19 protein-coding genes, 1 tRNA gene and 1 pseudogene are annotated in these 24,651 nt (G+C 56.1%); 11 read left to right on the top strand and 10 right to left on the bottom strand.

What is annotated here, in order from left to right:
- Positions 1-237: 237 nt before the first annotated feature.
- The 4 genes from HZB23_06530 (at position 238) to HZB23_06515 (ending at position 6,897) form a co-directional block, all read left to right on the top strand.
- Positions 238-4,680, top strand: a complete 4,443-nt coding sequence (locus HZB23_06530) for an FAD-dependent oxidoreductase (GenBank protein MBI5844306.1) — start codon at positions 238-240, stop codon at positions 4,678-4,680.
- Positions 4,681-4,757: 77 nt separating this feature from the next.
- Positions 4,758-5,108: a hydrogenase iron-sulfur subunit gene (locus HZB23_06525; protein ID MBI5844305.1), complete on the top strand. Its 351-nt coding sequence runs from the start codon at positions 4,758-4,760 to the stop codon at positions 5,106-5,108.
- 182 nt (positions 5,109-5,290) lie between these two features.
- Positions 5,291-5,959: a methylenetetrahydrofolate reductase C-terminal domain-containing protein gene (locus HZB23_06520; GenBank protein MBI5844304.1), complete on the top strand. Its 669-nt coding sequence runs from the start codon at positions 5,291-5,293 to the stop codon at positions 5,957-5,959.
- Positions 5,956-6,897, top strand: coding sequence for a methylenetetrahydrofolate reductase (locus HZB23_06515; protein ID MBI5844303.1), 942 nt, complete (start codon positions 5,956-5,958; stop codon positions 6,895-6,897). Before HZB23_06520 ends, HZB23_06515 begins: the two co-directional genes overlap by 4 nt.
- Positions 6,898-7,210: 313 nt before the next feature.
- Here HZB23_06515 and HZB23_06510 read toward each other — a convergent pair whose 3' ends face one another.
- The 4 genes from HZB23_06510 to HZB23_06495 all read right to left on the bottom strand — a co-directional run bounded on the left by HZB23_06510 (position 7,211) and on the right by HZB23_06495 (position 10,570).
- A complete protein-coding gene (locus HZB23_06510; GenBank protein ID MBI5844302.1) occupies positions 7,211-8,038 on the bottom strand; it encodes a hypothetical protein in 828 nt (275 codons plus the stop codon).
- Positions 8,035-8,973 carry a hypothetical protein gene (locus tag HZB23_06505; protein MBI5844301.1) on the bottom strand — a complete coding sequence of 313 codons (939 nt, stop codon included), beginning with the start codon at positions 8,971-8,973 and terminating at the stop codon, positions 8,035-8,037. The genes HZB23_06510 and HZB23_06505 overlap by 4 nt, the downstream gene beginning before the upstream one ends.
- A gap of 232 nt (positions 8,974-9,205) precedes the next feature.
- Positions 9,206-9,652 (bottom strand): fluoride efflux transporter CrcB, encoded by a 447-nt coding sequence (crcB, locus tag HZB23_06500; protein ID MBI5844300.1) that lies wholly within the window; start codon positions 9,650-9,652, stop codon positions 9,206-9,208.
- A 231-nt stretch (positions 9,653-9,883) separates the two neighbouring features.
- Positions 9,884-10,570 carry a YkgJ family cysteine cluster protein gene (locus tag HZB23_06495; protein MBI5844299.1) on the bottom strand — a complete coding sequence of 229 codons (687 nt, stop codon included), beginning with the start codon at positions 10,568-10,570 and terminating at the stop codon, positions 9,884-9,886.
- A 245-nt stretch (positions 10,571-10,815) separates the two neighbouring features.
- On the opposite strand from HZB23_06495, the gene HZB23_06490 reads away from it, so the two are divergent.
- Positions 10,816-12,561, top strand: coding sequence for an alpha/beta fold hydrolase (locus HZB23_06490; protein ID MBI5844298.1), 1,746 nt, complete (start codon positions 10,816-10,818; stop codon positions 12,559-12,561).
- Positions 12,562-12,645: 84 nt separating this feature from the next.
- On the opposite strand, the gene HZB23_06485 is transcribed toward HZB23_06490, so the two are convergent.
- Entirely contained in the window at positions 12,646-12,933 is a 288-nt protein-coding gene (locus tag HZB23_06485) for a transcriptional regulator (protein MBI5844297.1), read from the bottom strand.
- Between the two features lie 413 nt (positions 12,934-13,346).
- On the opposite strand from HZB23_06485, the gene HZB23_06480 reads away from it, so the two are divergent.
- Positions 13,347-13,727, top strand: a complete 381-nt coding sequence (locus tag HZB23_06480) for a type II secretion system protein (protein ID MBI5844296.1) — start codon at positions 13,347-13,349, stop codon at positions 13,725-13,727.
- Between the two features lie 140 nt (positions 13,728-13,867).
- On the top strand, positions 13,868-14,368 hold the full coding sequence (locus HZB23_06475; protein ID MBI5844295.1) for a hypothetical protein: 501 nt from the start codon (positions 13,868-13,870) through the stop codon (positions 14,366-14,368).
- Between the two features lie 296 nt (positions 14,369-14,664).
- On the opposite strand, the gene HZB23_06470 is transcribed toward HZB23_06475, so the two are convergent.
- The 4 genes and pseudogenes from HZB23_06470 to HZB23_06455 form a co-directional block, all read right to left on the bottom strand.
- On the bottom strand, positions 14,665-16,224 hold the full coding sequence (locus HZB23_06470; protein MBI5844294.1) for an FGGY-family carbohydrate kinase: 1,560 nt from the start codon (positions 16,222-16,224) through the stop codon (positions 14,665-14,667).
- A 25-nt stretch (positions 16,225-16,249) separates the two neighbouring features.
- Positions 16,250-17,792, bottom strand: a pseudogene (locus HZB23_06465) (glycerol-3-phosphate dehydrogenase/oxidase).
- A gap of 7 nt (positions 17,793-17,799) precedes the next feature.
- A complete protein-coding gene (locus HZB23_06460) occupies positions 17,800-19,398 on the bottom strand; it encodes an FAD-binding oxidoreductase (GenBank protein ID MBI5844293.1) in 1,599 nt (532 codons plus the stop codon).
- A 109-nt stretch (positions 19,399-19,507) separates the two neighbouring features.
- Positions 19,508-20,212 (bottom strand): GntR family transcriptional regulator, encoded by a 705-nt coding sequence (locus tag HZB23_06455; protein MBI5844292.1) that lies wholly within the window; start codon positions 20,210-20,212, stop codon positions 19,508-19,510.
- Positions 20,213-20,295: 83 nt separating this feature from the next.
- Between HZB23_06455 and HZB23_06450 the strand changes: the two genes are divergently transcribed.
- The 3 genes from HZB23_06450 to HZB23_06440 all read left to right on the top strand — a co-directional run bounded on the left by HZB23_06450 (position 20,296) and on the right by HZB23_06440 (position 23,104).
- Positions 20,296-21,477, top strand: coding sequence for a hypothetical protein (locus HZB23_06450; protein ID MBI5844291.1), 1,182 nt, complete (start codon positions 20,296-20,298; stop codon positions 21,475-21,477).
- 114 nt (positions 21,478-21,591) lie between these two features.
- Positions 21,592-22,464 carry a hypothetical protein gene (locus HZB23_06445; GenBank protein MBI5844290.1) on the top strand — a complete coding sequence of 291 codons (873 nt, stop codon included), beginning with the start codon at positions 21,592-21,594 and terminating at the stop codon, positions 22,462-22,464.
- A gap of 46 nt (positions 22,465-22,510) precedes the next feature.
- Positions 22,511-23,104, top strand: coding sequence for a hypothetical protein (locus HZB23_06440; protein ID MBI5844289.1), 594 nt, complete (start codon positions 22,511-22,513; stop codon positions 23,102-23,104).
- Positions 23,105-23,218: 114 nt separating this feature from the next.
- Here the strand turns inward: HZB23_06440 and HZB23_06435 are convergent.
- Positions 23,219-23,294: transfer RNA gene (locus tag HZB23_06435), tRNA-Glu, on the bottom strand.
- A 152-nt stretch (positions 23,295-23,446) separates the two neighbouring features.
- On the opposite strand from HZB23_06435, the gene HZB23_06430 reads away from it, so the two are divergent.
- Complete coding sequence (locus tag HZB23_06430; protein MBI5844288.1) at positions 23,447-24,646, top strand: glycosyltransferase family 9 protein; 1,200 nt, start codon at positions 23,447-23,449, stop codon at positions 24,644-24,646.
- Positions 24,647-24,651 lie beyond the last annotated feature (5 nt).

Genomic DNA, 24,651 nt, shown 5'->3' with positions numbered 1-24,651 from the left:
TGCTGACTGTTTTAGTCGGAAAAGACTCGAGCGCCCACGGCGCTTAAGAGCGGCTTTCGGAAAGAGTCCGGTGCAATTATGCGGCGCGCCCCGGCCTGCCGTGAAAGTGAAAAGCAAAAGGTGTGAGTCGGGTTCATCCGGCAGGGCCTGGTTCGGTCCTCCGGAGCATGGCGCCCAAAATGCAGGGCCGGCGGGCCGGATGCGCGCCGGATCACTCAAAAGAACAAGAGGTGGCTGATGGAAGACCAGCAGAAAACGCCGGGCCCCGTGGGCTCGGTGATGGTTGTGGGAGGCGGCATCGCGGGGATGCAGTCCGCGCTAGACCTCGCAAATTCGGGCTATTACGTCTATCTTGTGGAAAAAACCTCAGCCATAGGCGGGCTCATGAGCCGCCTGGACAAGACCTTTCCCACAAACGACTGCGCCATGTGAGTGATCTCACCAAAACTGGTCGAGGTCGGCCGGCATCTGAACATCGAGCTTCTCACCAACGCCGAGATAGTGGAACTTAAAGGCGATAACGGTAACTTTTCCGCCAGGGTGCGCCAGGCCCCCCGGTACGTTGACATCAAGAAATGCACCAGCTGCGGCGAGTGCGCCAAGGTCTGCCCCATAGTCGTTCCCGACGCTTACAACGAGAGCCTGAACACCCGTAAGGCCGCCTTCAAGCAGTACGCCCAGGCCATACCGGGCGCTTTCGGCATAGAAAAGCGCGGCACGGCACCCTGCAAGGCCACCTGCCCGGCCCATGTCTCCATTCAGGGCTACATAGCCCTGGTGAACGACGGGCGCTACAAGGAGGCGGTTAAGCTCTTCCGGGACTCGCACCCCTTCCCCGGAGCCTGCGGCAGGGTCTGCCATCATCCGTGCGAAAATGCCTGCACACGAAACGACGTGGACAAGCCCCTGGCCATCCGGGACATCCACCGTTTTCTTTACGACTGGGACATGGCCCAGGACGCTCCCTCGGTTCACGAGAAGGGCGAGGCCCGGCCCGAAAAGGTCGCCATCGTGGGCTCCGGCCCTGCCGGGCTTTCCGCAGCCTATTTTCTTGCGCGCCAGGGTTACGGGGTCACGGTCTTCGAGAAGCTGCCCGTAAAGGGCGGCATGATGGCGGTGGGCATCCCCGCCTACCGGCTCCCCAAGGACACCTTAAACGCCGAAATAGCCCTCGTGGAGAACATGGGCGTTGAGATAAAAACCGGCGTATCCTTTGGAACCGACATAACGCTGGAAAGCCTCAAGAAGGACGGCTTCTCGGCGGTTTTCCTGGCTGTGGGCCTTCACGGCGGGCGGAAAATGAACGTCCCCGGCGAGGACGCCAAAGGCGTGCTTCAAGGCGTGGATTTCCTGCGCGAGGCGGCCTTGGGCCAGAAGCCCGCCACGGGTGAGACCGTGGTGGTTGTCGGCGGCGGAAACGTTGCCGTTGACGTGGCCCTCACCGCCAAGCGCCTTGGAGCCAAAAAGGTCAGCATGGTGTGCCTGGAAGGCCGCCACGAAATGCCGGCCTGGGAGCACGAGATCGAGGAAGCCCTTGAAAGCGGAATCGAGATCGTGAACGGCTTCGGCCCCAAGGAGTTCACCGTTTCGGCGGGCGGCGCGGTCACGGGCCTAACGTTTAAGGAATGTACGGCGGTTTTCGACGAGAGCAGGCGCTTCAATCCGCAGTACAACGAAACCGAGTGCCGGTTCATGGACACCGACACCGTTATCGTGGCCATAGGCCAGAGCATGGATTTCCCCTCGGCCAAGGACCAGGGCGTCGAAGTCACCCAGCGCGGCGGTCTTCTCGCCGACCCGGTCACCCTTCAGACGCCGGTCTCCTGGGTCTTTGCGGGCGGCGACGCCGTGACCGGCCCAAAGAGCGTGGTGGACGCGGTGGCCCAGGGAAAAGAGGCGGCGGAGAGCATCCACCGCTTTATCAACGGCCTCGACATCGCCGAAGGGCGCGTCAGGGAGTGGGAGTTCGTAAAGCCCGAAATCGCCGGGGAAAAACTCCGGGCCAGAATTCCGGTGCGGAAGAACGATCCTTCCGAGCGCGAGGGCAATTTCAACGAGGTCTCCTTTGGCTACAACGAGGCGGAAACCAAGGCCGAGGCCGACAGGTGCCTTAAGTGCGGCATCTGCTCCGAGTGCTACCAGTGCGTGGAAGCCTGCCTTGCAAAGGCCGTGGACCACTCTCAGACGGGCCGCGAGCTTGTGCTGGACGTGGGAAGCGTGGTTCTCGCCCCGGGCTCCGAGCCATACGATCCTGCGGCCCTGGACCAGTTCTACCATTATAAGACCAGCCCCAACGTGGTGACCTCCCTGGAGTTCGAGCGCATTCTCTCGGCTTCGGGCCCCACAATGGGACATCTCGTGCGCCCCTCCGACCACAAGGAGCCCACAAAGGTGGCCTGGCTCCAGTGCGTTGGCTCAAGGGACGACAACAAGTGCGGAAACGGCTACTGCTCCTCGGTCTGCTGCATGTACGCCATAAAAGACGCCATGATAGCCATGGAGCACCAGAAGGGCGCGCTTGATGCCACCATTTTCAACATGGACATCCGCACCTTCGGCAAGGACTACGAGAAATACTACAACCGCGCCAAGGACAAGGAAGGGGTGCGCTTCGTCAAGGCCCGCATCCACACCATTGAAGACATCCCAGAAACACGCGACCTCGAAATCCGCTACGCGGACGACGACGGGGTGGTCCAGAAGGAAATCTTCGACATGGTGGTGCTCTCGGTGGGCCTGGAGGTCCCGGCCCAGGTGGGGGCCCTGGCCGAGCGGCTGGGCGTCAAAGTGGACAAGTACCGCTTCGCCGAGACCGAGCCCTTCGCGCCCGTGGCCACCAGCCGCCCCGGCGTTTACGCCTGCGGCGTTTTCCAGGGGCCGAAGGACATCCCCACCTCCGTCACCCAGGCCTCGGCAGCAGCCTGCGCCGCAGGAGTCACCCTCTCCGAAGCGCGCGGAACCCTGGCCAAGAAGGTGGTGGTGCCGGAGGAACAGGATGTATCGGCCGATGCGCCCCGCATCGGCGTTTTCGTGTGCAAGTGCGGCATCAACATCGCGGGCGTGGTTGACGTGCCCGCAGTGCAGGAGTACGCGGCTTCTCTTCCCAACGTGGTCTTTTCCGGCACCAACCTCTTCACCTGCAGCCAGGATTCACAGGATGCGATGAAGGAGGTTTTCAAGGAGCACGGGATCAACCGCGTGGTGGTGGCTTCCTGCTCGCCCAAGACCCACGAGGGCATTTTCCAGGACACCATGGTCTCGGTGGGCCTCAACAAGTACCTTTTCGAGATGGCCAACATTAGAAACCAGAACTCCTGGGTCCATTCCAGCGAGCCGGACGCCGCCACCAAAAAGGCCAAGGAACTGGTGAAAATGGCCGTGGCGCGGGCCGCGACGCTTGGGCCGCTTCACGAAACGGTTATTCCCGTTATCCGTGAGGCCCTGGTGATCGGCGGCGGCGTGGCTGGCATGACAGCGGCCCTGGCCCTTGCCGACCAGGGTTTTGAAACCGCCCTGGTGGAAAAGGAAAAGGAGCTTGGCGGCATGAGCCGGAACCTCGTCGCCACCATCGAGGGGGCTGATGTCAGAAAGCTCGTGGAAGACCTTGCCCAAAAGACGCTTTCCCATCCCAAAATCAAGGTTTACCGCGAGGCGCTGGTGGTGGGCTTTTCCGGGTTCAAGGGGAACTTCGAGACCGAAATCCTCGTTGGTCCGGCCATGCACCAGAAAAAGATCGCCCACGGCTCCCTCATAGTGGCCACCGGCGCGGTGGAGTACCGGCCCACCGAGTATTTGTATGGTAAAGACGACCGGGTCATTACCCAGGTGGAGTTCTCGAAACTTTTGGAGGAAAAGAACCCCGGCGCCCTGGACAGCGTTGTCATGATCCAGTGCGTGGGCTCCAGAAACGATGAAAACCCCAACTGCTCCCGCATCTGCTGCCAGGCTGCGGTGAAAAACGCCATTCACGTCAAAAAAATGAACCCTGAGGCCAACGTGTTCGTCCTTTACCGGGACATCCGCACCGACGGCCTCATGGAGGAATATTACACCCAGGCCAGAAAGCTGGGCGTCATCTTCTCCCGCTTCGATCCCGAAAATCCGCCTGTCGCCGAATCCTCCGACGACGGCGTTCTGGTCACTTTCAGGGATCACGTTCTTGGCCGCATGCTCCAGATTTCAGCCGACCGGCTGGTGCTTTCAGCCGGCATGAGGGCAGAGGACACGGCGGAACTTTCTAACATAATGAAGCTGGGCCGGAACCCGGAGGGCTATTTCATCGAGGCCCACGTGAAGCTTAGGCCCGTTGACATGCCCACCGAAGGCGTGTTTTTGTGCGGCACGGCCCACGGCCCCAAGCTCGTAACCGAGACCGTTTCCCAGGCTCTGGCCGCTGCGGGCAGGGCCACCACCTTCCTTGCCCAGCCCTTTCTCACCCTTTCGGCGGTCACGGCCAGGGTGGACCAGGAAAGGTGCGCGTCCTGCCTGGTGTGCGTGCGCTCCTGCCCCTTCTCGGTGCCCCGCATCAACGCGGACGGTGTGTCCGAAATCGACGAGGCCCTTTGCCACGGCTGCGGAGTGTGCGCATCCGAATGCCCGGCCAAGGCAATTACGCTTTCCTGGTACGAGGACATCCAGCTTGAAAGCAAGGTAACAGCTTTATTGGAGGGAGTGCTATGAGCGCGGATTTCGAGCCGGTCATCGTGGCTTTTTGCTGCAACTACTGAGGGTACTCCGCTGCGGACCTGGCAGGTTCGATGAGACTGGAATACCCGGCCAATATCAAGATCGTCCGCGTTCCCTGCACCGGAAAGGTGGACGTGATCCATCTTCTGAGGGCCATCGAAAAGGGAGCCGACGGGGCCTACGTGGTTGGCTGCATGGAAGGCCAGTGCCATTACAAGGGCGGCAACTTCCGGGCCAGAAAACGCGTTGTGCAGGCCCAGAAGGTTCTCGATTCCATCGGCATGGGCGGGCAAAGGGTTCAGATGTACAACCTCTCCTCGGGAGAGGGAACCCTGTTCGCACAGTACGCCATTGAAATGACACAAAAAATCAAGGAGTTGGGGCCCAACCCAATCAAGCTGACAAATAAGCGAGCCGCTTAGCGGGCTCCAAAAACGCGGGATGACGCGCCGCACACAGCCTTGCACCCGGTCACGTACGAAAAAGTGCGCTAACGATCCGCCGGCTGTGCGCATGGTGCATTCAAACGTTTTTGACAAGCCTGCAAACAAATAGCTACACTGTTGCTTTGGAATTCAACCTGAACAGAGAGGGTTAAGCAGAAATGATCGTCGCAAAACCCAAGCCCATAGAGGAAGTCATTGAAACCGTAAAGGGTTTCAAGAACCTTCTCATAGTGGGCTGTAACGAGTGTGTCACCGTCTGCGAGGCGGGCGGCAAAAAGGAAGTGGGAATTCTGGCCAGTGCCCTTCGCATGTTTTTCGCCAAAGAGGGGCTGGACATTTCCATTGACGAAGTGACCCTGGAGCGCCAGTGCGACCACGAATACCTGGAGGAGATCAGAAGCATCCAGGACAAGTACAACGGCATCCTTTCCCTTGCCTGCGGAGTGGGCGTCCAGTTCATGGCGGAAAAATACCACGACAAGCCCGTCATGCCCGGCGTCGACACCTGCTTTCTGGGCGCCACCGAGGAGCGCGGAGTCTGGACCGAGCGCTGCCAGGCCTGCGGCAAATGCATGTTGGCCATGACCGGAGGAATCTGCCCGGTCTCCCGCTGCGCCAAGCGCCTGATGAACGGCCCCTGCGGTGGATCAAGCAAGGGAAGCTGCGAAATCAACAAGGAAGTTGACTGCGCCTGGCAGCTCATAGTCGATCGTTTGAAAGCACTCGGCAAAATGGACGACTACGAAAAACTCACCCCCATGAAGGACTGGTCTACAGACCGGGCCGGCGGTCCACGCAAAGTGGTCAAGGAGGAGGTGCGCCAATGAGAGCCCCAAGACCCGTAAAGACCGAAAGCACACTGGAAAAGATCATGGCAGCCGGACACTTCGGTCTGACCTCCGAGTGCGGCCCCCCGCGCGGCTCGGACCCCGAAGAGGTCATCCACAAAGGCGAGCTTCTTCGCGGCTACGTTGACGCCATAAACGTCACCGACAACCAGACCGCCATGACCCGCATGTGCTCGCTGGCCGCCTGCATCCGCTTAAAGCTCATAGGCTTGGAGCCGGTGCTTCAGATGGTCACCCGCGACCGCAACCGCATAGCCATGCAGAGCGACATCCTGGGTGCAGCCAGTTTCGACATCAACAACATGCTGTGCCTCTCGGGCGACCACCAGGTTTTCGGTGACAACCCCCGCGGCCAGAACGTTTACGATCTCGATTCCATGCAGCTTCTCCAGACCGTGCGGCACATGCGCGACGAAGGCAAGTTCCTGGGCGGGGCCGAAATCCACCGTCCGCCCAAGATGTTCGTGGGAGCCGCCGAAAACCCCTTCGCCGACCCCTACGAAATCCGTGTTCCGCGCCTTGCGAAAAAAATCGCCGCAGGAGCCGAGTTCATCCAGACACAGTGCATCTACAATATCGAGAAGTTCGAGCTGTGGATGAAACAGGCCCACGACCGGGGACTGACCGAACAGGTCTACATCATGGCGGGCATCACCCCCATGAAGAGCGCCGGCATGGCCCGTTACATGAAAAACAAGGTTCCGGGCATGGACGTCCCGGACGACGTTGTAAAGCGCATGGCCGACCAGCCGAAAGACAAGCAGGCCGAAGAGGGCCTCAAAATCTGCGTGGAGACCATCCAGCGCCTGAAGGAAGTCCCCGGCCTTGCTGGCTTTCACATCATGGCCATCGAGTGGGAGTCGGTTGTACCGGGAATAGTAAAAGACGCGGGGTTGTATCCGCGCCCCGTGGTTTAAGCGCCCGTCTAAAAACGCGAATCGCTGTGTCAGACTTCACGGCGCGGTCCGCCACGTACATTTAGTACGCTTGCTCCCGCGCTGATCGTCAACCTTAGCGCTTCATCGTTTTTATCCAGGCTCAGGCTTCTGTATTTTTGAAAGGGCTTTTAGAATATACCGGGCTTCCGGGGGGGCGGCTGAAGGCCCCTCCAGACCCCCCTTTTAATTTACAAGGGCCGATGTCGGCGCGTTGCGCAGACATCGGCCCTTGTGCGTTTACAGTAAAATCAAGCAGATGCCGACCTGTCGGGCGGTTGTTTTTAACCGGCTGCTACCACTTGGCCCCGCCCGCCCCTTCTAATCTTGAATAAACGGGGTTTATGGCGATTACCATTATTATTTCGACAAGCCGATATCCATCCTTGTGATGCTTGTCTCGGACCTGTTTCACATCCGTGCCGATCCAGATTTCCCCGTCGCCGATCATGGCACCTTGCCAATTTACAAGCATGTCCGTAGTGGGAGATTCGCGTAATTTATGCAGAAATCCCTGGGTGAATATCTGGTCGGCCACTTTTACAAATTCATCCGCGTTCTTAATTTTCCTTCTCTTCGCATTAATTGATACCGTTATGGGAAAGCTGATGTAATTGGCAAGTTGTGCATAATCTCCTTTTAAAATTGAGGTCTTGGCTTTACGGGCGAAATCCTCGACCACTTTATCGTCATTCACATTCATTACTGAATATCGGTTATAAAATTCGCCGCTTCCCGATTCAAAGGCACCATCCACACATATTTGTTTGAACGATAAGCTAAAGGCAAGCTCCTTTTTTGATGCATTGTCGCGCCAAGTGCCGGCAAAGGAATCGTTGTAAACTCCTTTGAACGTAGCCCTGACGTCACCTTTTTCATCCAGTTCATTCAGTATTATACTATTTTTTGAATACGTACCTTCTATGGTGATTTTCCTTTCATATTTTCTATAAAAGTAGTGCCCTTTGATAGTTCCGTCTGTTAATGGAAAAAGTGTAAGACATATCTTTGCATTAGAGCCTATTATTCCTTCAAAATCATTATACGCATCCTCCCTGAGCTCACCGGCTGAGACATTAAACCCAATCAACAACATTAAAAACATTACGGTTAATGTCTTCATGATTTTGGCCTCCGAGCGGCACTTTGCACGCTTTCAGTTTCCTTATATTTCCAATTGGAAAATTTATAATATCTTTTTGTCAATTTTGATGGCTTTCCATCATCGGAAGTATTTTCTGAATAAATATATTCATAATAATGGGTAATCGTCGCTTCCAATACATAATAATCGCTAATACTATTATTAATAATAGATTTAACGTCAACTGTCAGCTTTGATGCCTGTTTATTGTAGTCACAACCGCTTGCAACAACATAAAAATATAACGAAGAAATTATGTAATTTTTATATGGGACATATAAATTAGTCTCAACATACTTATTACCCTGACTGAATGTAACAGTTGAATATAATATTCCAAATTTATTCTTGCTTATTGGAATCAGCGATATTTTATACTCAGAAGGTACTCCTATTATTCCCATACCCCCCAGATATCTGTTCCATGATTCTATAATCCAGATATCATTTTTATGAACGAATATAGCCAAGCCTATCCATGGTGAGCAATTGTGACTATCACAAAAGTCTCTTACCGGATTGATTGTAAAAAATATAAGGTGTTTTTCGATATCGTTTTGTTTGAACTGGGAATCGTGGAGAACGTGAATTATTCCATTTTCATCAAAGGGCCAATTATTGTCTTCATCGCCTTCAAAATACTTCATATTATTGCATAAGGCCGATTCCCGGCCATCCGCATCAACAAACAACCTTAATTTGCCAAAAAGAAAAGTGAGCGCCTTTACATTATCGAATTCACCATCAAAGGCTTTAAAATCCTTATGCCCCAGGTCGTCAAAATAATACTCGGGATGATTTTCCGAGCCCGGCTTGTTTGACGCATTTTTGGGGTTATAGGTGCCCGACACAAGGAAACACATTGAAATTATAAGGCAAATACTTGCAATAAATACACGGATGAGCCTTTTCATGAATGCTTCCCATGCCGGATTCGACGGTTCTGCAAAAGAAATATTGAGCGAACGATTTCATCGCTTGCTCGCCGGGGGCTCCCGCGATTCTCCAGGCCTTGACTGCCTCGCCTCCCAATGTTGGTTTGTCATGACTGTTTCAAAAAAAAGTTTGCGGCACCAAAGGAGTGAAGACTCAGCAGGATGCAAAAATTTTTAGAAACAGCCCATATAAATGAACTTCCGCCGCGATTCAGCCCAAGTTAACGCGTCCCGCCCACATGCCGAGAAGGGCCAGGCCCATGCCTCCCACGTTGTTCAAAATCATGTTGGCGGCAAGGGAAAGCGGCGCTCCGTCAAGGCCCAGGGTAAGGGTTTCCGCCGAAAAGGACGAAAAGGTGGTGAGCGCCCCAAGATAGCCGGTGATAAGAAAGAGCCTCGTATTGGGGGTGAGGATTTTAGCGTGCTCCGCAAGGGCGAACAGAAGCCCTATGATGAAGCAGCCTGCGAGGTTGACTATAAGGGTCCCCCAGGGAAAGCTGGTCCCCCACATGCGGACAGCCATGAGGCATACCCCGTAGCGGCTGGCAGCCCCAAGGCTTCCCCCCAGCATGACCAGGAAGAACTTCCACGCCCCCGGCCCCAGGTATCCGGCAATGAAGGCCCGGATGCTGAATATCGTTTGTCCCGCCTCACCCATGTTGTTCAGCCTTCCCCAACGCGCCGATTTTTTCTTATCATTTTGCCGCTGCCTTCAACAACGGTCCTGGGCGGGTACAAGCGATGAAATGCTAAGGTTCGCGAAAAGCCGACGAGGGAGCGTACCCGCCCAAGAAATCTTAGAGTTCTTGGGCTAAATCAGAATGTTCGTACGTGACCGAAATTGGCTTTGATGCGTGACACGAAAGTATCGCGCTTGTACACGTCCAGGCTAAGATATATCATACCAGGGGCATAGCGTAAACCTGTTGCCCTCGCGCTTCACCGCAAGCCCAAGCCCTGCTATGGCCCCGGAAAGCGGGCGTCCGAAGAGGAATTCCAGCATGTTTTCCGGGATATTGGCCTTCTGAACCAGAAAGGGGCGCATGAAGTGGTCGTACTGGAGAAGGTCTAAAAGCTCGTCTGCGGCGGCAGTCCCGCCCGGCCCGGAAAGGTCGGCGGCCAGCCGGGCGATTTTCAGCATGGAGCAGCGCTCCTCGTGGGCGACGGCCAGTTTCAGGAGTTTTTCGTTTTTTGTTAGGATGTCGGCGCGGGCGAGGCGGTCCTTGGAATAGGCGGCCTCGATGGCGCTTGTGTCCCGGCAGTTTAAGAGGCGGCATTCCAGGGGCCTTTCCCCGTAAATGCCGCAGCCCTTGCGCTTGCCCTTGTAGAAGACGCAGGCGGAGCCTCCTGCCACGCTTTTTATTTTCACGATTTCCCCGTCAAGGGGGGCGAGGATCCCTTTTATGTCGTCCCGCACGGTTTCGCCCAATCTGTATGTGACAAGGCAGGATAGCGGTATGGCCCCGCGCTCCAGAAGGCCGAGATCGCTTTCATGCAGAGCTGGCCCGCCTTTTTCGCAGCAGGTTCCGCAGCGTCGGCACCCTTTGGAGCCATCCTTCATCCTGATTTTCGTCACGAACGGGCCCTCGCTTTTTTTTCCCGTTTTCACCATAGCCAATAAAACCCGGCCTTGGCAAGCCCATAATCAAAATATCCTGTAAAACCGGGCTGATGAGTGTCGGGTTGTTGCGTCTTCAATGCACGTTTTCAAATATTGCTCTTGCTAATTTCTAATACTTTTTGGTATGAGAAGCGATAAGATTTTTTCCCGGCTGTCAAAAAAACCGGGGCGAACGTTTCCAACACAAGATCGGAGAATCCATGAACTCGGCCGGTCGACTCAGGCACGCCAAAAGGCGCATGACCCGCCTTCTGGTGAACGACATTCCCACCCGCATGGTGAATTTCAGCTACGACTATTATTCCATGGTGAACCAGGGCCAGCTTCGGCTGGGGCTTCCGGTTTCCAAGGACCTGATAAAGACCCGCGAGGACGCGCAGGTTATAGCCGCAGGCAAGCTGGCGCTCACGCTGTACCACATTTTTTTCCGCGCAACCGGAAGCCGCATTCCGCGCCTGGAAATAAAGCTCACCCTGCTCGAGGAACTCAACAAGGGCACCATAAAACTCACGGAAAACGTGATCATCCTCACCAGGGACCAGCTCCAGCACCTTGCAAAAAACTGTTTCCGCATATCGGACGAGTTTTTCGGAAGCATTTACGACGACGCCCGCAGAAGGCGCATCTTGCGGGAATCACTCCAAAAAATGCGGATGCCCGCCTATTTTGAAAGCGAGATCGAGGAGCGCGAGCAGAACGGCCGGGGCGACTACGAGATTGTCTTTTACAGGGATTACACCAGCGAGGGCAAGGAAATACGTTTTCGCAGGCTGGTTTCCATGGAGGAGGTCACGGCGGGCGACGACCGTCCATCGGTGATCCTGGTTCCGGGTTTCGCCAACAATTCCAACTGCTTCAACATCAACAACCAGTTCTCCATAGCCAAGGACATGGCTGACATGGGGTACTGGACCTATCTGTTCGATCCTCGTGGAATGGGCGTGAACGAGGGCAAGTTCGACCCGTTTTACACGGTGGACACCCTGATCGACCATGATCTCGCCACGGTGGTGCGCTTCATCCACCACAGGAGCAAGCTAAAGCCCCAGGTGCTTCTAGGGCACAGCATGGGCGGCATGGTTAGCACCTTCATGACGCTTTTGTGGAACGTCCGCAAAAAGCTGGACAGGCTTGTGAAACCCGGAAGCGACGAGTACAACGCCATGGAAAAGATGCTGCCCCCCTACGAGGAGGCGGTGGAAAATCTCAACATGGTCCGGGCCGTGATCTGCCTGGGCTCCCCCAAGTTTTTCGACCGGACCAGCCACGTGGTCTACCCCTTCGCGCTGTGGCTCAACCATCTGGCCAAGATTGGCGGCTTCAAGGAGGTTCCAATCAGGGATTTCCTGTGGTTCATCACCCAGCCCCTGGGAATAAGGCATCTTGGCCGGGCCATTTTGCGGGCGGACGCAGGCGGGGTCAATTTTCTCGTCAACATGGAAAACCACCGGGGAGACCCCAGCTTCACCTTCGACTACGTTGACCAGGCCGTGGAGAACGTGCCGGTGGGCCTTGGGTTCCAGTTCTTAAAGGCCATATTCAACGGCGAAGGCTTCAAGAGAATGGACATGACAAGGTTCAATTATTCCGAGAACCTGATGCATTTTCCCGAACACATCCCGGTTTTCAATTTTTACGGCTCGGTTGACCCCCTGGCTCCGCCGTCCAACACGCGCTACAGCGAATACTTTCCGCACAGGATAAAGAAAACCTACTACGTGGCCTCCCACAGGGACGTGAAAAAGGTGGAGATAACCCCGGAACCCTGCCAGGCGGTGGACATCATCGTGGAGGGAGCCAACCACCTGGACCTTCTCTACGGCAAGGTGGCGCGGGAGATAGTGTATCCCATCGTGCGCAAGAGCGTTCACCGGTCGTGGGGGGGCTGGTCCTACGCCGGGCTGAACGCTGGGGCCAAGGAGCCTCCGGTGCGGGCTGTTTCGTGATCCAACGGCCCGGCCTCGAAATGAAAAAGCCGCTTTCAGGGCAATGAGTGCCTTGAAAGCGGCTTCGATTTTTTAAGTCCGTTGTCAGCCTATGGAAAACTCCGCGTTCTCGAAACGCTCCTGCCTGCACTTGGGGCACCGGCTGGGCTTGGCCAGCTTTTCGCGGCTGTTGAAGGCAAACCCGCAGCCCTTGCACTTCCAGGGCGAAACCACAAGCCGCCTGCCCCTTCCCGCCGTGGATTTGGCGATGTGATCCAGATGCCTGTAAACCTCCTTTTCGGGTACCGACAGGGCCTTCGAAATATCCCTGGCCGTTGCAGCGCCCTGCCTCAAAAATTCCTCCATCTGCCTTCTTAAGGTGGTGGGTTCCATGATCCTCCCTGTCCCGGCCTTTTCGAGCCGCGAATTAAAGGTTCTTCATTAACCCCGGCTTCATGATAACATTTTTCCGGCTTCCAATGGAAATATTTACTGGCGGCCCGGAAATTTTTTTCGGTTTGGCGGCGTGATGGTTTATTAATCAATACCCGAATGCGTCATGGCGCAGATTGTTACGCCCCCCCTTTTTCATGCCGGGCTTTTGATGATTTGCATACAGAGCCGCCGCGAAATCATACTTGACTTGAAAGGTTTCGGGCACGTATCCTGTACCCATAGCATCCTGCTCAAACGGCCTGCCTGGCTTCGGTCCGGCGTCGGTTTTCAGCGGACCATTATGGAACAGTGCGGCATAATCTTTTTTGCAATATGTCGGTCATCCCTTTTTATAACAGGAGATAAAAGCCATGAAAAAGTTGAGGCGGCGAGGCAGGGACAGGGGCTTCACCCTGGTGGAACTGATGATAGTCATAGCCATCATCGGGATTCTGGCTTCCATAGCGATTCCCAACTTCATCGCTTACAGGCGCAAGGGCTACAACACCGCCGCCCAGAGCGACGCCCACAACCTGATCAAAGCCTTCAATGCGTACAGGACCGAGCACAAGGGGGACTGGGTCTGGGATCTGAACGTTTTCAAGGCCTACGGATACACCCAGACGCCCGGAGTAAGCGTGGCCATCGGCTATTTTGACGCTGACAGGCCGGCCTTCTGGACCTGGCACACCCTGGGCAGCAAGCAGTACTTCGTAAGGTACGATAACCAGGAATGGTCGTGGAACATGTAGTTTCCGTTCAAAAAAAGGCGCTGTGGCGCTATATTCTTGAGCGCCTCGCCGTTTTCGATTTCGGTGTGACTTTTGCCCGATAACCGCCTTGGGGCGGGAAGGTGTGTTATGGGGCCTTATACAGCCAGGGAGGCTTTTTCATGTTCAAGGAGATTTTTCATAACATTATAGATTTCATGCATCATTTATGGGATCAGGTTTACACGTCCATAAATGATGATTTCGAAAACGGCGGCATTGCCCAGGTGGCAAGAAATAAGTATGCCATAGTGCTGACGGTGTTGTTGGCAATATCGGTATCCATTCCCTTTCTTTTTTCCTACTCGCCGGTTGAGGTGGCGATCGCCGACAAGACCGTAACCGAGGAAATACCCTCTGCCACGATAAAACAGGCGATCTTCATGAACGCCTTTTTCAAGATGGATGCGCCCGGCGAGTTCGCCATAGGTGAAATGAAGGTGAACGGGGTTGTAAAAAAGCAGGTGGAAGGCGTTAATGCGAACGTTGTGGCCTACGAAATCGCACTGTCCAAAAAGGGTCAGGCCAAACAGCAGGTGGCGGGAAGCGTGACCCTTGCAAAGAGGGCCGACATATGGGCTCTCTACAATGACGCCAATCAGCAGTGGATGCCTATCCCCTGATTTTTTGATCTGACCTTTTGTTGTGCCGATAAAAAACCAAGAGCGCCGGGAATGGTTTCCCGGCGCTCTTTTGCGTATCATGGTTTTTTTCTGATTATCCTGCTGCCAGCCTGTTGAAAAACTCAAATTACACAGGCTGATGAAAAACGATGAGCCGTGAAGGTGGTGCGAAAAGCCAATGAGTCAAGCGTACCCGCCCAAGAAATCGCAGAGATCTTGGGCTGAATCTGGATGTTCGTACGTGACGGAATTGGCTTTGACGCACAACACCGCGGATCGCGTTTTTCGACAGCCTGTTACCTGGGATAGCCCGTTATCCGCCTTATGCTCTTGTAGATGGGCTTGAGGCGCTCGTAGAGCGGGAAGTAGGCTTCCTTGTAAAGCTCGTCGTAAAGCCGGGCGTTTGCGGGGATGGGCTGGAAAACCTCGCCGGTGCGGGTCATTGCGTTGACCGCCTGGGCAAAATTCCCGTAAAAACCAAGGCCCACGGCAAGGTCTATGGCAGCCCCAAGGCCGCTTGTCTCGTAAAGGTGCGGACGGGCCGCCGGAAGCCCGAAAACGTCTGCGGTAATCTGCATGGCGCTTTTGCTCTGGGAGCCGCCGCCCGAAACGATGAGACGGTTGATGGGCTTTTTGGTGCGTTTTTCGATGCGCTCGCGGCCTTCCCGAAGGGCGTAAGCAAGGCCCTCCAGGATTGATCGGTAGAGGTGCCCGCGCGTGTGCACGTCGCCAAAGCCGATAACTGCGCCCTTGCCTTCGGGTCCTGGGTGCTTGATTCCAGGAGTCCAGTAGGGCTGGAGCATGAGCCCCATCGAGCCAGCCGGGACTTCGGCCACCAGCTTCTCGAAAAGGGTTTCGGTCTCCACTCCCTTGCCTTCAGCTTCCATGCGCTCCTCGTAGCCGAACTGCTCCTTGAACCAGGACACCATCCAGTAGCCCCGGAAAATCTGCACCTCAAGGTTGTGCTGGCCCGGAACCCCTGACGGGTAGGCGGGCATGAGGGCGAACGGAGTGATGTATTTGCGCGTATTGACGTTGATGGTGGCGGTGGTGCCGTAGCTAATGCAGCCGGTGTTGATCTCGAAGGCCCCGGAGCCCAGCACCTCGCAGGCCTTGTCCGCCGCCGCCGCTATGACCGGAGTTCCGGCGGGAATCCCCGTGGCGTCGCTGGCGGCCTTGGTGATTTCCCCTATGCGCTTGGCGGGTTCCACAAGGCGGGGCATCATCTCCGGCCTCTGCCTCATCATCCCCCAGCGGAAGTCCATGCCGCCGTACCATTTGAGATTCTTGTAGTCGAAGGGCACGTAGCCAACCTGGCAGCCCACGGAATCCGCGAAATCCCCGGTGAGCTTGAAGGTGAGATAGCCTGAAAGCAAGAGGTACTTGTGGGTGGCGCTCCATATTTCCGGCTGGTTTTGCGCGATCCAGTTGCTCTCCGCCTCGCACCGGGCGTATTCGATGGTGTCCGAGAGGCCCGCCAGGGTGAACAGCGTCCGCAAAGGCTCCTTCATGGGCGGCTGGTCGTAGGTCTTGCGCTGGTCCAGCCACAAAATGGATGGCCGCAAGGGCTTTCCCTCGCGGTCCACGTTCACCACGGTTCCCCGCTGAGTGGTGAGGGACACCCCGGCGATTCTCGCCTTGTCCACCCCGTGCTTTTCCCAAAGGGCGTTACAGGCCTTTATGATGCTCTCCCAGAAGACGTTCGCGTCCTGCTCGGCCCAGCCCGGCTCATCGGAAAAATAGGGCGTGAACTCGATTTTTTCCTTGGCGATCAAATTCCCCGAAAGGTCGAAGACCAGGGCCTTGGCGCTTTGGGTGCCGTTGTCCAGGGCCAGTAACAGATTTTTTTCGCTCATTGTATTTTCCCCCGTTGGCCTTTGGTCACCAAGGCGCAGAATGCGCTTTTTGCCAGGTTTCCTTGTAAAGGTTCATTTCCGATTCCCAGCGGGCCTCGTCCCAGTCAAGATGCGGGGCGCACAGTTCCTTGATTCGAGGAAGATGCTCCTCGCCGCCCTTTTGCATGGTGAATCCCATTCGCACGCGCCGGAGCAGAAGGTCGGTAAGGTGCTGCACCTGCTCGTTTTTGGCCGCGTATGGAATTTCCGCGAAAAGGGTGTTGGTTCCCGGCACTGTTTCGAGATCAGCGGAAGGCGCTGCCGAAACCAGCGAAAGCGCACCCTTGCCGTAGCGGCCCAAAAGCCTGCGCCAAACAAGGGGCGAGAGCCCGCGAGAGTTTTCGGGAAGCTCCGGGACCTGGAAAAAGACCGGCTCGCCTGATTTCAGGTTGACGCGGCGCTCCATGAAGCTTCAGGGCGTCCAGGGCCAGGAGGCGGAAGGTGGTGAGCTTGCCGCCCGTCACCGTCACTAGGCCCTTGTCCGTCCACACAACGTGCTCCCGGCTCTCCTTGGATGGGTCCTTGCCGCCCTCCGAGAGCACGGGCCTGACTCCCGCCCATGTGGCGATGACGTCCTTTTCGGTAAGTTCCAGCCCCGGAAACATCCTCGCCGCGCCTTCCAGAAGGTAGGTTCCCTCGGTGGGGCTTATGAAGGGCTCGGCCTTCGGGTCGCCGTCGTAATCGAGGTCTGTGGTTCCCAGCATCACAGCGCCTTCCCAGGGAATGGCGAAGATGGGGCGATGGTCAACAGGATGCATGAAGCTCACGGCCTGCCCCAGGGGCAGCCTGTGGAAGGGGAAGACCAGATGGCTTCCCCGAAGGGGCCGCAAATGCAGGCCCTTTACCGGCGAGGGGTGAAGGCTCTCTGCGGTGAACCCGGTGGCGTTCACCACGGCGCGGGTGGCGATTTCCTTTTCAAGGCCGGTTTCGACATCGCGTAACGCCACACCCACCACTTCGTGATTGGCGTTGCGCAAAACCGCCTTTGCCTCGGTGTAGGAAAGGGCGTGGCCGCCGCGCTCCATTGCCTCGAAAACAAGGCGCAGAACCAAGCGCGCGTCGTCCACCTGGGCGTCCGTAAAGGCGAACCCGCCGGAAAGCCCCTCGCGGTTCACGTGGGGCGCGGTTTTAAGGAGCCCGGAGTTGTCCAGGTGCTTGTGCTGGCGTTTTTTGGCCATGAGATCATAAATGAAAAGCCCGGCCCCAAGGGAGAAGCGTCCGGGAGACTGGCCCTTGTAACTGGGCCACAGGAAACCCATGGGCTCCACAAGGCCGGGGGCGTCTTCGATCAGGCGGCAGCGCTCGGTTACGGAATCCAGCGTCAGGAAGATTTTGCCTTCCTTCAAATAACGCAGGCCCCCATGCACCAGCTTGGACGAACGCGAGGAGGTGCCCCAGGCAAAGTCGGCCCGTTCCACCAGAAGGGTGCGAAGGCCCCGGCGCACGGCTTCCCGAAGGATTCCAGCGCCGGTGATTCCTCCGCCGATGACGATTAGATCATAACAATCCCTGGTATCAGTCAGTTTCATGGCGGCCTCAATCCAAAATGAGTTTTCCGGGGTTCATGCGCTTGTCCGGGTCCATGAATTTCACGATCTCACCCAACACTTCCATGCCCACCCTGCCCTTTTCCGCAGGCAGGTAGGGGGCGTGGTCCATGCCGACCCCGTGCTGGTGGCTTATGGTTCCGCCGCTTGCCACTATGGCCTCGCTTGCCGCCTTCTTGATCTTGGCCCAGCGGGCGAGGGTGGCGGAGGGCGTCGCGCCCGGCCTGAACACGAAGCTGGTGTAAACGCTTGTGCCGGTGGGGTAGACGTGGGATAAGTGCGTGAAAACGTGCACTCTTTCGTTTTCGGACGCCAGGGCTTCGCGGATGGCCCCTTCCATATTGCGCATGGTTGTGGTGGCCCTGTCCCAGGTAACGGCGGTTTCCAGGGTGTCCACCACGTAGCCCGCGTCCCACAGGGTGTTACGAAGGTACGGAATGAGGAAGCGCTTCTTCTCCCAGGCTTTTCCCATTGCCTGTCCTATGATTACGCCCTTGTGCCTTCGGAGGATGGAAGCCGCCTGGGCGTGTGCGGCTCCCGCCATTTCCTCGGTGCCGGTTACGCCGAAAAGCACCATGCAGGAGTCTTCCTCGCCGATGCCCCTAATTTTAAGGTACTTTTTCAAAATGGCGGTCTGGGTCTCGTGGCCGGAAAGGGCCATGTTGGTGACGGTTTCCACGTGGTTGGAAAGCCGGGTCATGCAAAGGGGGATTTTTTTCTGGGCGATTTCCCGCAAGGCGTCGGCGGCGGAATGCCAGGACGGGAAACAGGCCCCGTAGAAAGCCTCTTTTTCGGGCTTTGCCGAAACCCGCACCGTGGCCCTTGTTATGATGCCGATGCGCCCCTCGCTCCCAAGCACCACCTGCCTCAAATCAGGCCCTGCGGCTGAGGCCGGAAAGGGCGGCAGGGTCCAGGTGCCGCGCGGGGTGAGCATCTCCACTCCGGCGGTAAGGGCCTCGATCCTGCCATAGTGCATGGACTGCTGGCCGCTCGAACGGGTGGCGATCCAGCCGCCGAGGGTGGACAGCTCGAAACTCTGGGGATAATGCCCCAGCGTGAAGCCCTGTGCCGAAAGCTGGGCCTCCAGGTCAGGCCCGGCCACGCCCGCCTCGAAAACCGCCAGATTTGCTCCGGGGTCCAGGGACACCAGCCGGTTGAGGCGCGCCAAGGATAAGGTCAGCACCGGCCTCGCCGACTCAGGAACCGTAAGATGCCCGGCCACCGAGGTTCCGCCGCCCCAGGGGATCACCATTGCGTCTGCTTTGAGGGCGTACTCCATCACCTCGCCCACTTCGCTCACCGTTGTGGGAAAGGCCACGCCGTCCGGGAAACGCTCTATGGTACCAAGCCTCATGCCAACCCAGTCGGGCAGGCTCTGGCCGTGGGAATGGAACACCCTTGTTTTGGCGTCCTTCTTCACAAGCCCGTGATCCGGCAGGCGCGATTCCGGCACCTTTTCCATCAGCTTTTCAAGGGGATAATCCTCCATGGGAATGGGCTCGCCCACCCACTTCATCAAAAGCTCGCGCCCCTGGCGCGGAAACGCCATGCCAGTGTTCTCGTCCCCCCATCCGTTCCAGCGCACCATGTGGAAACCCTCCCTGTAAAATAGTTGAAATAAAATGTGGAAATTTGTTTTCCCGACAATCGTAGGGGCGGCCGACGGTCGCCCAAGAGGCGCTTCATCAACAACATTGTTACTGATTGGGCTGGAGCGCCTGCCATAGAAAAAGGCTTTCCAGCATGACCTTTCTTACGGTGGCCGCGATCAGTTCGGGATTTCCATTTTCGATGGCCGCCAGAAGCTCCCGGTAATAGACTGCGGAAGACGCCCTGCCCCCCTCGGTCTCGAAATAGGAGCGGGCCAGGGCCATGAACACCTCGGAAAAATCGTTCACGATCATGCTGAACAGGGGATTGCCCGAATGTTCTGCCATGAGCCGCTGAAGCTCCCAGTCAAAGGCCGTATATGCCTCCGAGTCGCCCGGAAGATTCCTCGCCTTTCCAAGATGCAGCAAAAGGGCCTGGGGGCAGTTTTTCGCGGCCCGCACCGCCATCGCCGGAATGAGATCGAGCCGCAGATTGAGAAGGTGCCCCACAAAATCGGGCGGCAGATACCGGAAATACCGGGCCATTGCCGACAGAAGCCGAAGGCCGCCGTCCTTCCAGTAATCGTTCACAACCGTTGGCTTTCCCTGGCGGATGGAAAGCCAGCCCTCGGAGGCCAGCCCCCGGAGGGTTTCCCTGAGGGTCGGGCGTGTGACGCCTACTATCACGGAAAGGTCGCGTTCGGGCGGCAGGTTCGACCCCGGCGCATAGGCCCCTGAGAGGATACCCGACAGAATGTGCTCCCTTGCCGCCTCCGCCGGGCGCATCAGCTTTTTGCCGTTTTCGACGTTCATTTTTCCTCCCAACTGGTAAGAGGTCATACCAGTTGGAGGGGCCTTTTGTCAAGGGGAAATCCGGCGACGGGCGGTGCAAAAATATGGACCTGTCGGGGAGATGGAGTAGCAAAGAAGTTGCTATTTCAATTTCGAATGTAGTAGATGACTTTACCATAACAACTACAAGGCAGGGATCTTTTTACGCACTGCGGTTCCCTTTCATCCGGGAATATTCATGCCCTTATGATGCCACACATGAAAGGCCCATCATGAAGAGGACTTACGCTTTTGCGCTGGTTATGGCCCTGGCCCTTGTGTTTGCCGCCTCGGCATTCGGCGACACCATATTCCTGAAAAGCGGCGAGATCATGATCTCTCCCAAGGTTTGGGAAGAAGACGGCATGATCAAGTGCGAGCAGTCAGGCGGGGTAGTCGGTTTTCCCCCAAACCGGTTGGACAGGGTGGAAAAGGATGAAGGAACGCCCATTGCAATTGCAGATAACGGCGATAACGTTGGGACGGGCTGGGTTATAACGGAAGCGTCGGCGCGGGGAGGCAAGCCTTTTGTAACCTATGTACAGAATAACCAGGTCCGTCTGGAACCTGAGGGCGACCCCAATGGTGATCGAATCATTCTTCACGTTGCCACAGGCGAGTTGACATACGTTTCAATGGAAAAGAAGCAGTATTGGAAAGGTCCAATCCGGAATCTCTCCGATGTTGTCGTGAAAATTTTTCACGACTCCCAACAGCGCTTGGCAGATGAACTGGCATCTCTTCCGGAAGATCAACGCGAGGCCGTAAGGCAAAGCGCATATCACTATATGGGCGGATACGCCAGGGACGCCGGGCGGCCCGCGCCCCTGGTGGCTATCAAAAAATCCGGCCAGGAAAAGGTTTTCGCCGGACTTGCCGCAGAAGGAATTGACGTATCATTTGACGGGGTTGATGAATGGAGGATTTGGATCGCCAAAGACGCCTTTCCGGGGTCGGCCCTAAACCTGCGCCAATATGCTGACGTGATGAAGAACTACCAGGAAGGGATAAGCTTTCTGTATTTCAGTATCGGAAAACTCCCGGTCGAGGTTATGGAACTCTACGGCCAAGGCTGGCCGCTTGCCTGGCAGGACAGCAAGAAGTGGAAGTATTTCAAGAAGGTTGTTAAAATAGAGAGGAAAGTGATCCCGGAAGCGGAATTCGCCGCGCCAGAAGGTTTCACTTATTTCGACATGCCTGCGGAGTTTCTTGGCTATATTCAACAGGCATGCGGAGCAGGGAATTGAATGAGTTGAAACATACAGCATCGCGGGTCGGCGTGATTTCCCTCGGCCTGCAATGCTGGAAGGCTTTTGCAGCCTACGAAATCAAACAACATCAATACTGACCGGAGGAATTCAATGGAACAGGCAGAACAAAATCAGGCTCCTTACATCAACCCTCAAATGCTGGCAGGGGTAGGATTAGGTGATATTTTGAAGTTAGGAATACGGTTGTGCCGCGACAGATTCTGGCAGATATTTCTTCTGCCGATTTTTTTAAACGTAGTGTGTCCGTTTATTGTTTTAGTTTTATTTAAAAATATTGGTATGAATATTAATTTTGATGATTTTGATTTTTCAAAATTATGGCCGATATTTGCAATATTTATTGTTATTTGTATAATATTGCCGTTGGCCATAATTCTTTCTATAATATACTTGACAGAACAGACAATTCAAGGAAAAATAATAACTATTGGAGCTTCATTAAAGTATGGTTTCTATCGTTTGTTACCAGGAGTTTGGACTGGATTTTTATTTTTTATCGCATTCTATCCGCTTCTGATTCTATTCATGATTCCGGCATTCATATTTTTTGTATTTTTTTTCGCCTGTATATTTGCCGTCTGTCTCCGTGGAAAATCAGGGTTTGCAGCATTTAAATACAGCAAATCCATTGTAAAGGGAAATTGGTGGAGCGTGGCTGGCAATCTTTTTGCAATCCATTTTTTATTTTTACTTTGTTATGTGCCTTTTATTGTATTATTGCTTATAGCCGCGCCTGATATGGGGCCTGACGGCGGTCACACGCCCTCATTTTTGCTCCAATATAACATGGAGATATCCATCGCACTTGGTGTATTTTTCAATTTTGTTTATTACGGTTACATAGTTGTATTTACACTATATTTCTTGAGCCTCGACTACAAGAGATATCCGCAGCCGACAGAGGAAATTTCCTCCGAAGAATTGCCGGTCAAGCAATACGGCCCGACCCCGACAGAGGTTTAGGCCGGTATCCGTTTTCAGCCATGATGACAGCGCAATTGGGGGGCGCATGAACACAGGGCCTATGGTTTCGAGGGAAATGTACGATCTGGTGAGGCGGGAGCTTGAGCCGGGCGAGAAGATCGAATGGTACGAACAGCCTGTGCCAAGGTATTTCTCGCCCGGAACCCTGGGAAAGTTCCTGTTCGCAATTCCTTGGACGGCCTTCACGTTTTTCTGGACCGCCGGGGCCGCAGGGTTCAAAATGCCGGATTTCAGCCAGGGGATTCCGTCGCTTTTTCCGCTTTTCGGCCTGCCCTTCATACTGATCGGCTTAGGAATGCTCTCCGCGCCCCTGCGAAGCCACCGCAGGGCCTTCAAAACCATCTACGCCATAACCGACAAGCGGGCAATGATCATAACGGACGGCAGGACAAGGACCGTTCAAAGCCTTTTGCCGGAATCCTTCACCAGGCTGATACGCAAGGAAAAGCGAGACGGCACCGGCCACATATTATACGAGGACGGCGGAACGGACGGCGACGGAAACGTGGTGACGGACGTTCTTTTCATGGACGTGCGCGATCCCAGGGAAGTGGAGGGCCTGCTGAAATCGCTGGCCGAAAGGAACCGCGCAGCAAACAGGATGATTGAATCCAGTTGAGGGCCCCCCCGGCGGGCATGAGGCCGGGCGACACTGCGCCGGGATAAGCACGCGAGAGCAACACGCGCAACGAAAAAGGGGCTACCGGATAACCGGTAACCCCTTGATCTTATTTGGTAGTCCCAAGGGGAATCGAACCCCTGTCTCCGCCGTGAGAGGGCGATGTCCTGGGCCGCTAGACGATGGGACCTTAAGCGCACCCGTAAAAAGTCTCCTGCCTTTAACAAACGCCGCGTGCGCTGTCAAATCCTTTTTGAGCCGCCCGCAAAGGCCCGGCTTTGATCCGTACTCAAAAAATCACGGCCTTCTTGCAAAATTTTACGCCTGTGCTAAAAGGGCCGCATGAATCCCGACCTTTTCCGCGCCATAGACAGATTCGTGGGCGCGCCCGGATGCGCCGTGGCGAGCGGGTTTGGCCTCCTGTCTCCGGCCAAGGCCCCGCCCAAGGAGCCGCGACGGGCGCTTTTTATCCAGCTTTCCGAGATGGGAAGCGTCGTCCTGGCGCAGCCCGCCGTGTCGTGCTTCAAAAAGGACCATCCATCCTGCGAACTTTTCTGGCTCACCCTTGCCCATAACCGGCAAATAGCGGACGCCCTGGGCCTTGTTCCGCCCCAAAACGTGGTCACCATAGACGCAGGGGGCTTCTCCGCCTTCCTGTCCTCCGGGGCAAAGGCGGTGGCCCGGCTCCGGGCGCTCGAAATAGACACGGTGTTCGATTTCGAGCTTTTCGCGCGGTTTTCGGCCCTTTTGTCCTTCTGTACCGGGGCCGCGCATCGGGTGGGCTTTTCGGTCTTTCACCAGGAGGGGCTTTACCGGGGGCGGCTTCTGACCCACCCGGTTTTTTACAACTGCCACCAGCACATGTCGAAAAATTTCCTGGCCCAGGTGCTGTCGCTTTCAAAAACCGGCCAGACTCCCCTTTTGAAGGAGGCCATCGCCGACCCCCTGCCGATTCCGCCGCTTTCGCCCGATCCTGCCGTGCTGGCAAAAGTCAGGGAGAGGCTCTACGACCTGTGCCCCCAAAGGGCCGCCCGGCACGTGATCGTGCTCAATCCCGGAGCCGGAAACCTCCTGCCCATAAGGGCCTGGCCTTTGGAGCACTTCGTGCGGCTGGGGAACATGATCCTGGAAAATCTGGACGCCATGATCGTGATTACCGGGCCGCCCGAATCGAGAAATCTGGGCTTTGAGCTTTCCGAGGGGCTTCCAAGGGACCGAAGGGCGGACCTCACGGGCCGCACCAGCTTTTCCGAGCTTCTGGCGCTTTTGTCGATGTCCCAGGCCATTATTACGGCGGATTCCGGTGCCGCGCATTTCGCGGGCGCAACCGACACCCCCACGGTGGCCCTGTTCGGCCCGGAAACCCCGGTGCTATACGCGCCGCTCGGAAAAAAGACGGTCTGCCTCTCAGCCGGGCTTTCGTGCAGCCCCTGCCTTTCGGCCTTCAACCACAGAAAAACCCCCTGCACCAGGGCCGACTGCATGAAGGCCATCACGCCCGAATCCGTTTTCGCCGCCTTGACGCGCCTTCTGGAAGGCTGAATGTG

It is taken from the genome of Deltaproteobacteria bacterium, assembly GCA_016235345.1.
In the GTDB taxonomy this organism is placed as follows: domain Bacteria; phylum Desulfobacterota; class Desulfobacteria; order Desulfobacterales; family Desulfatibacillaceae; genus JACRLG01.
Note: the sequence above shows the minus strand (reverse complement) of the source record. Positions and strands in the feature narration are given on the sequence as shown.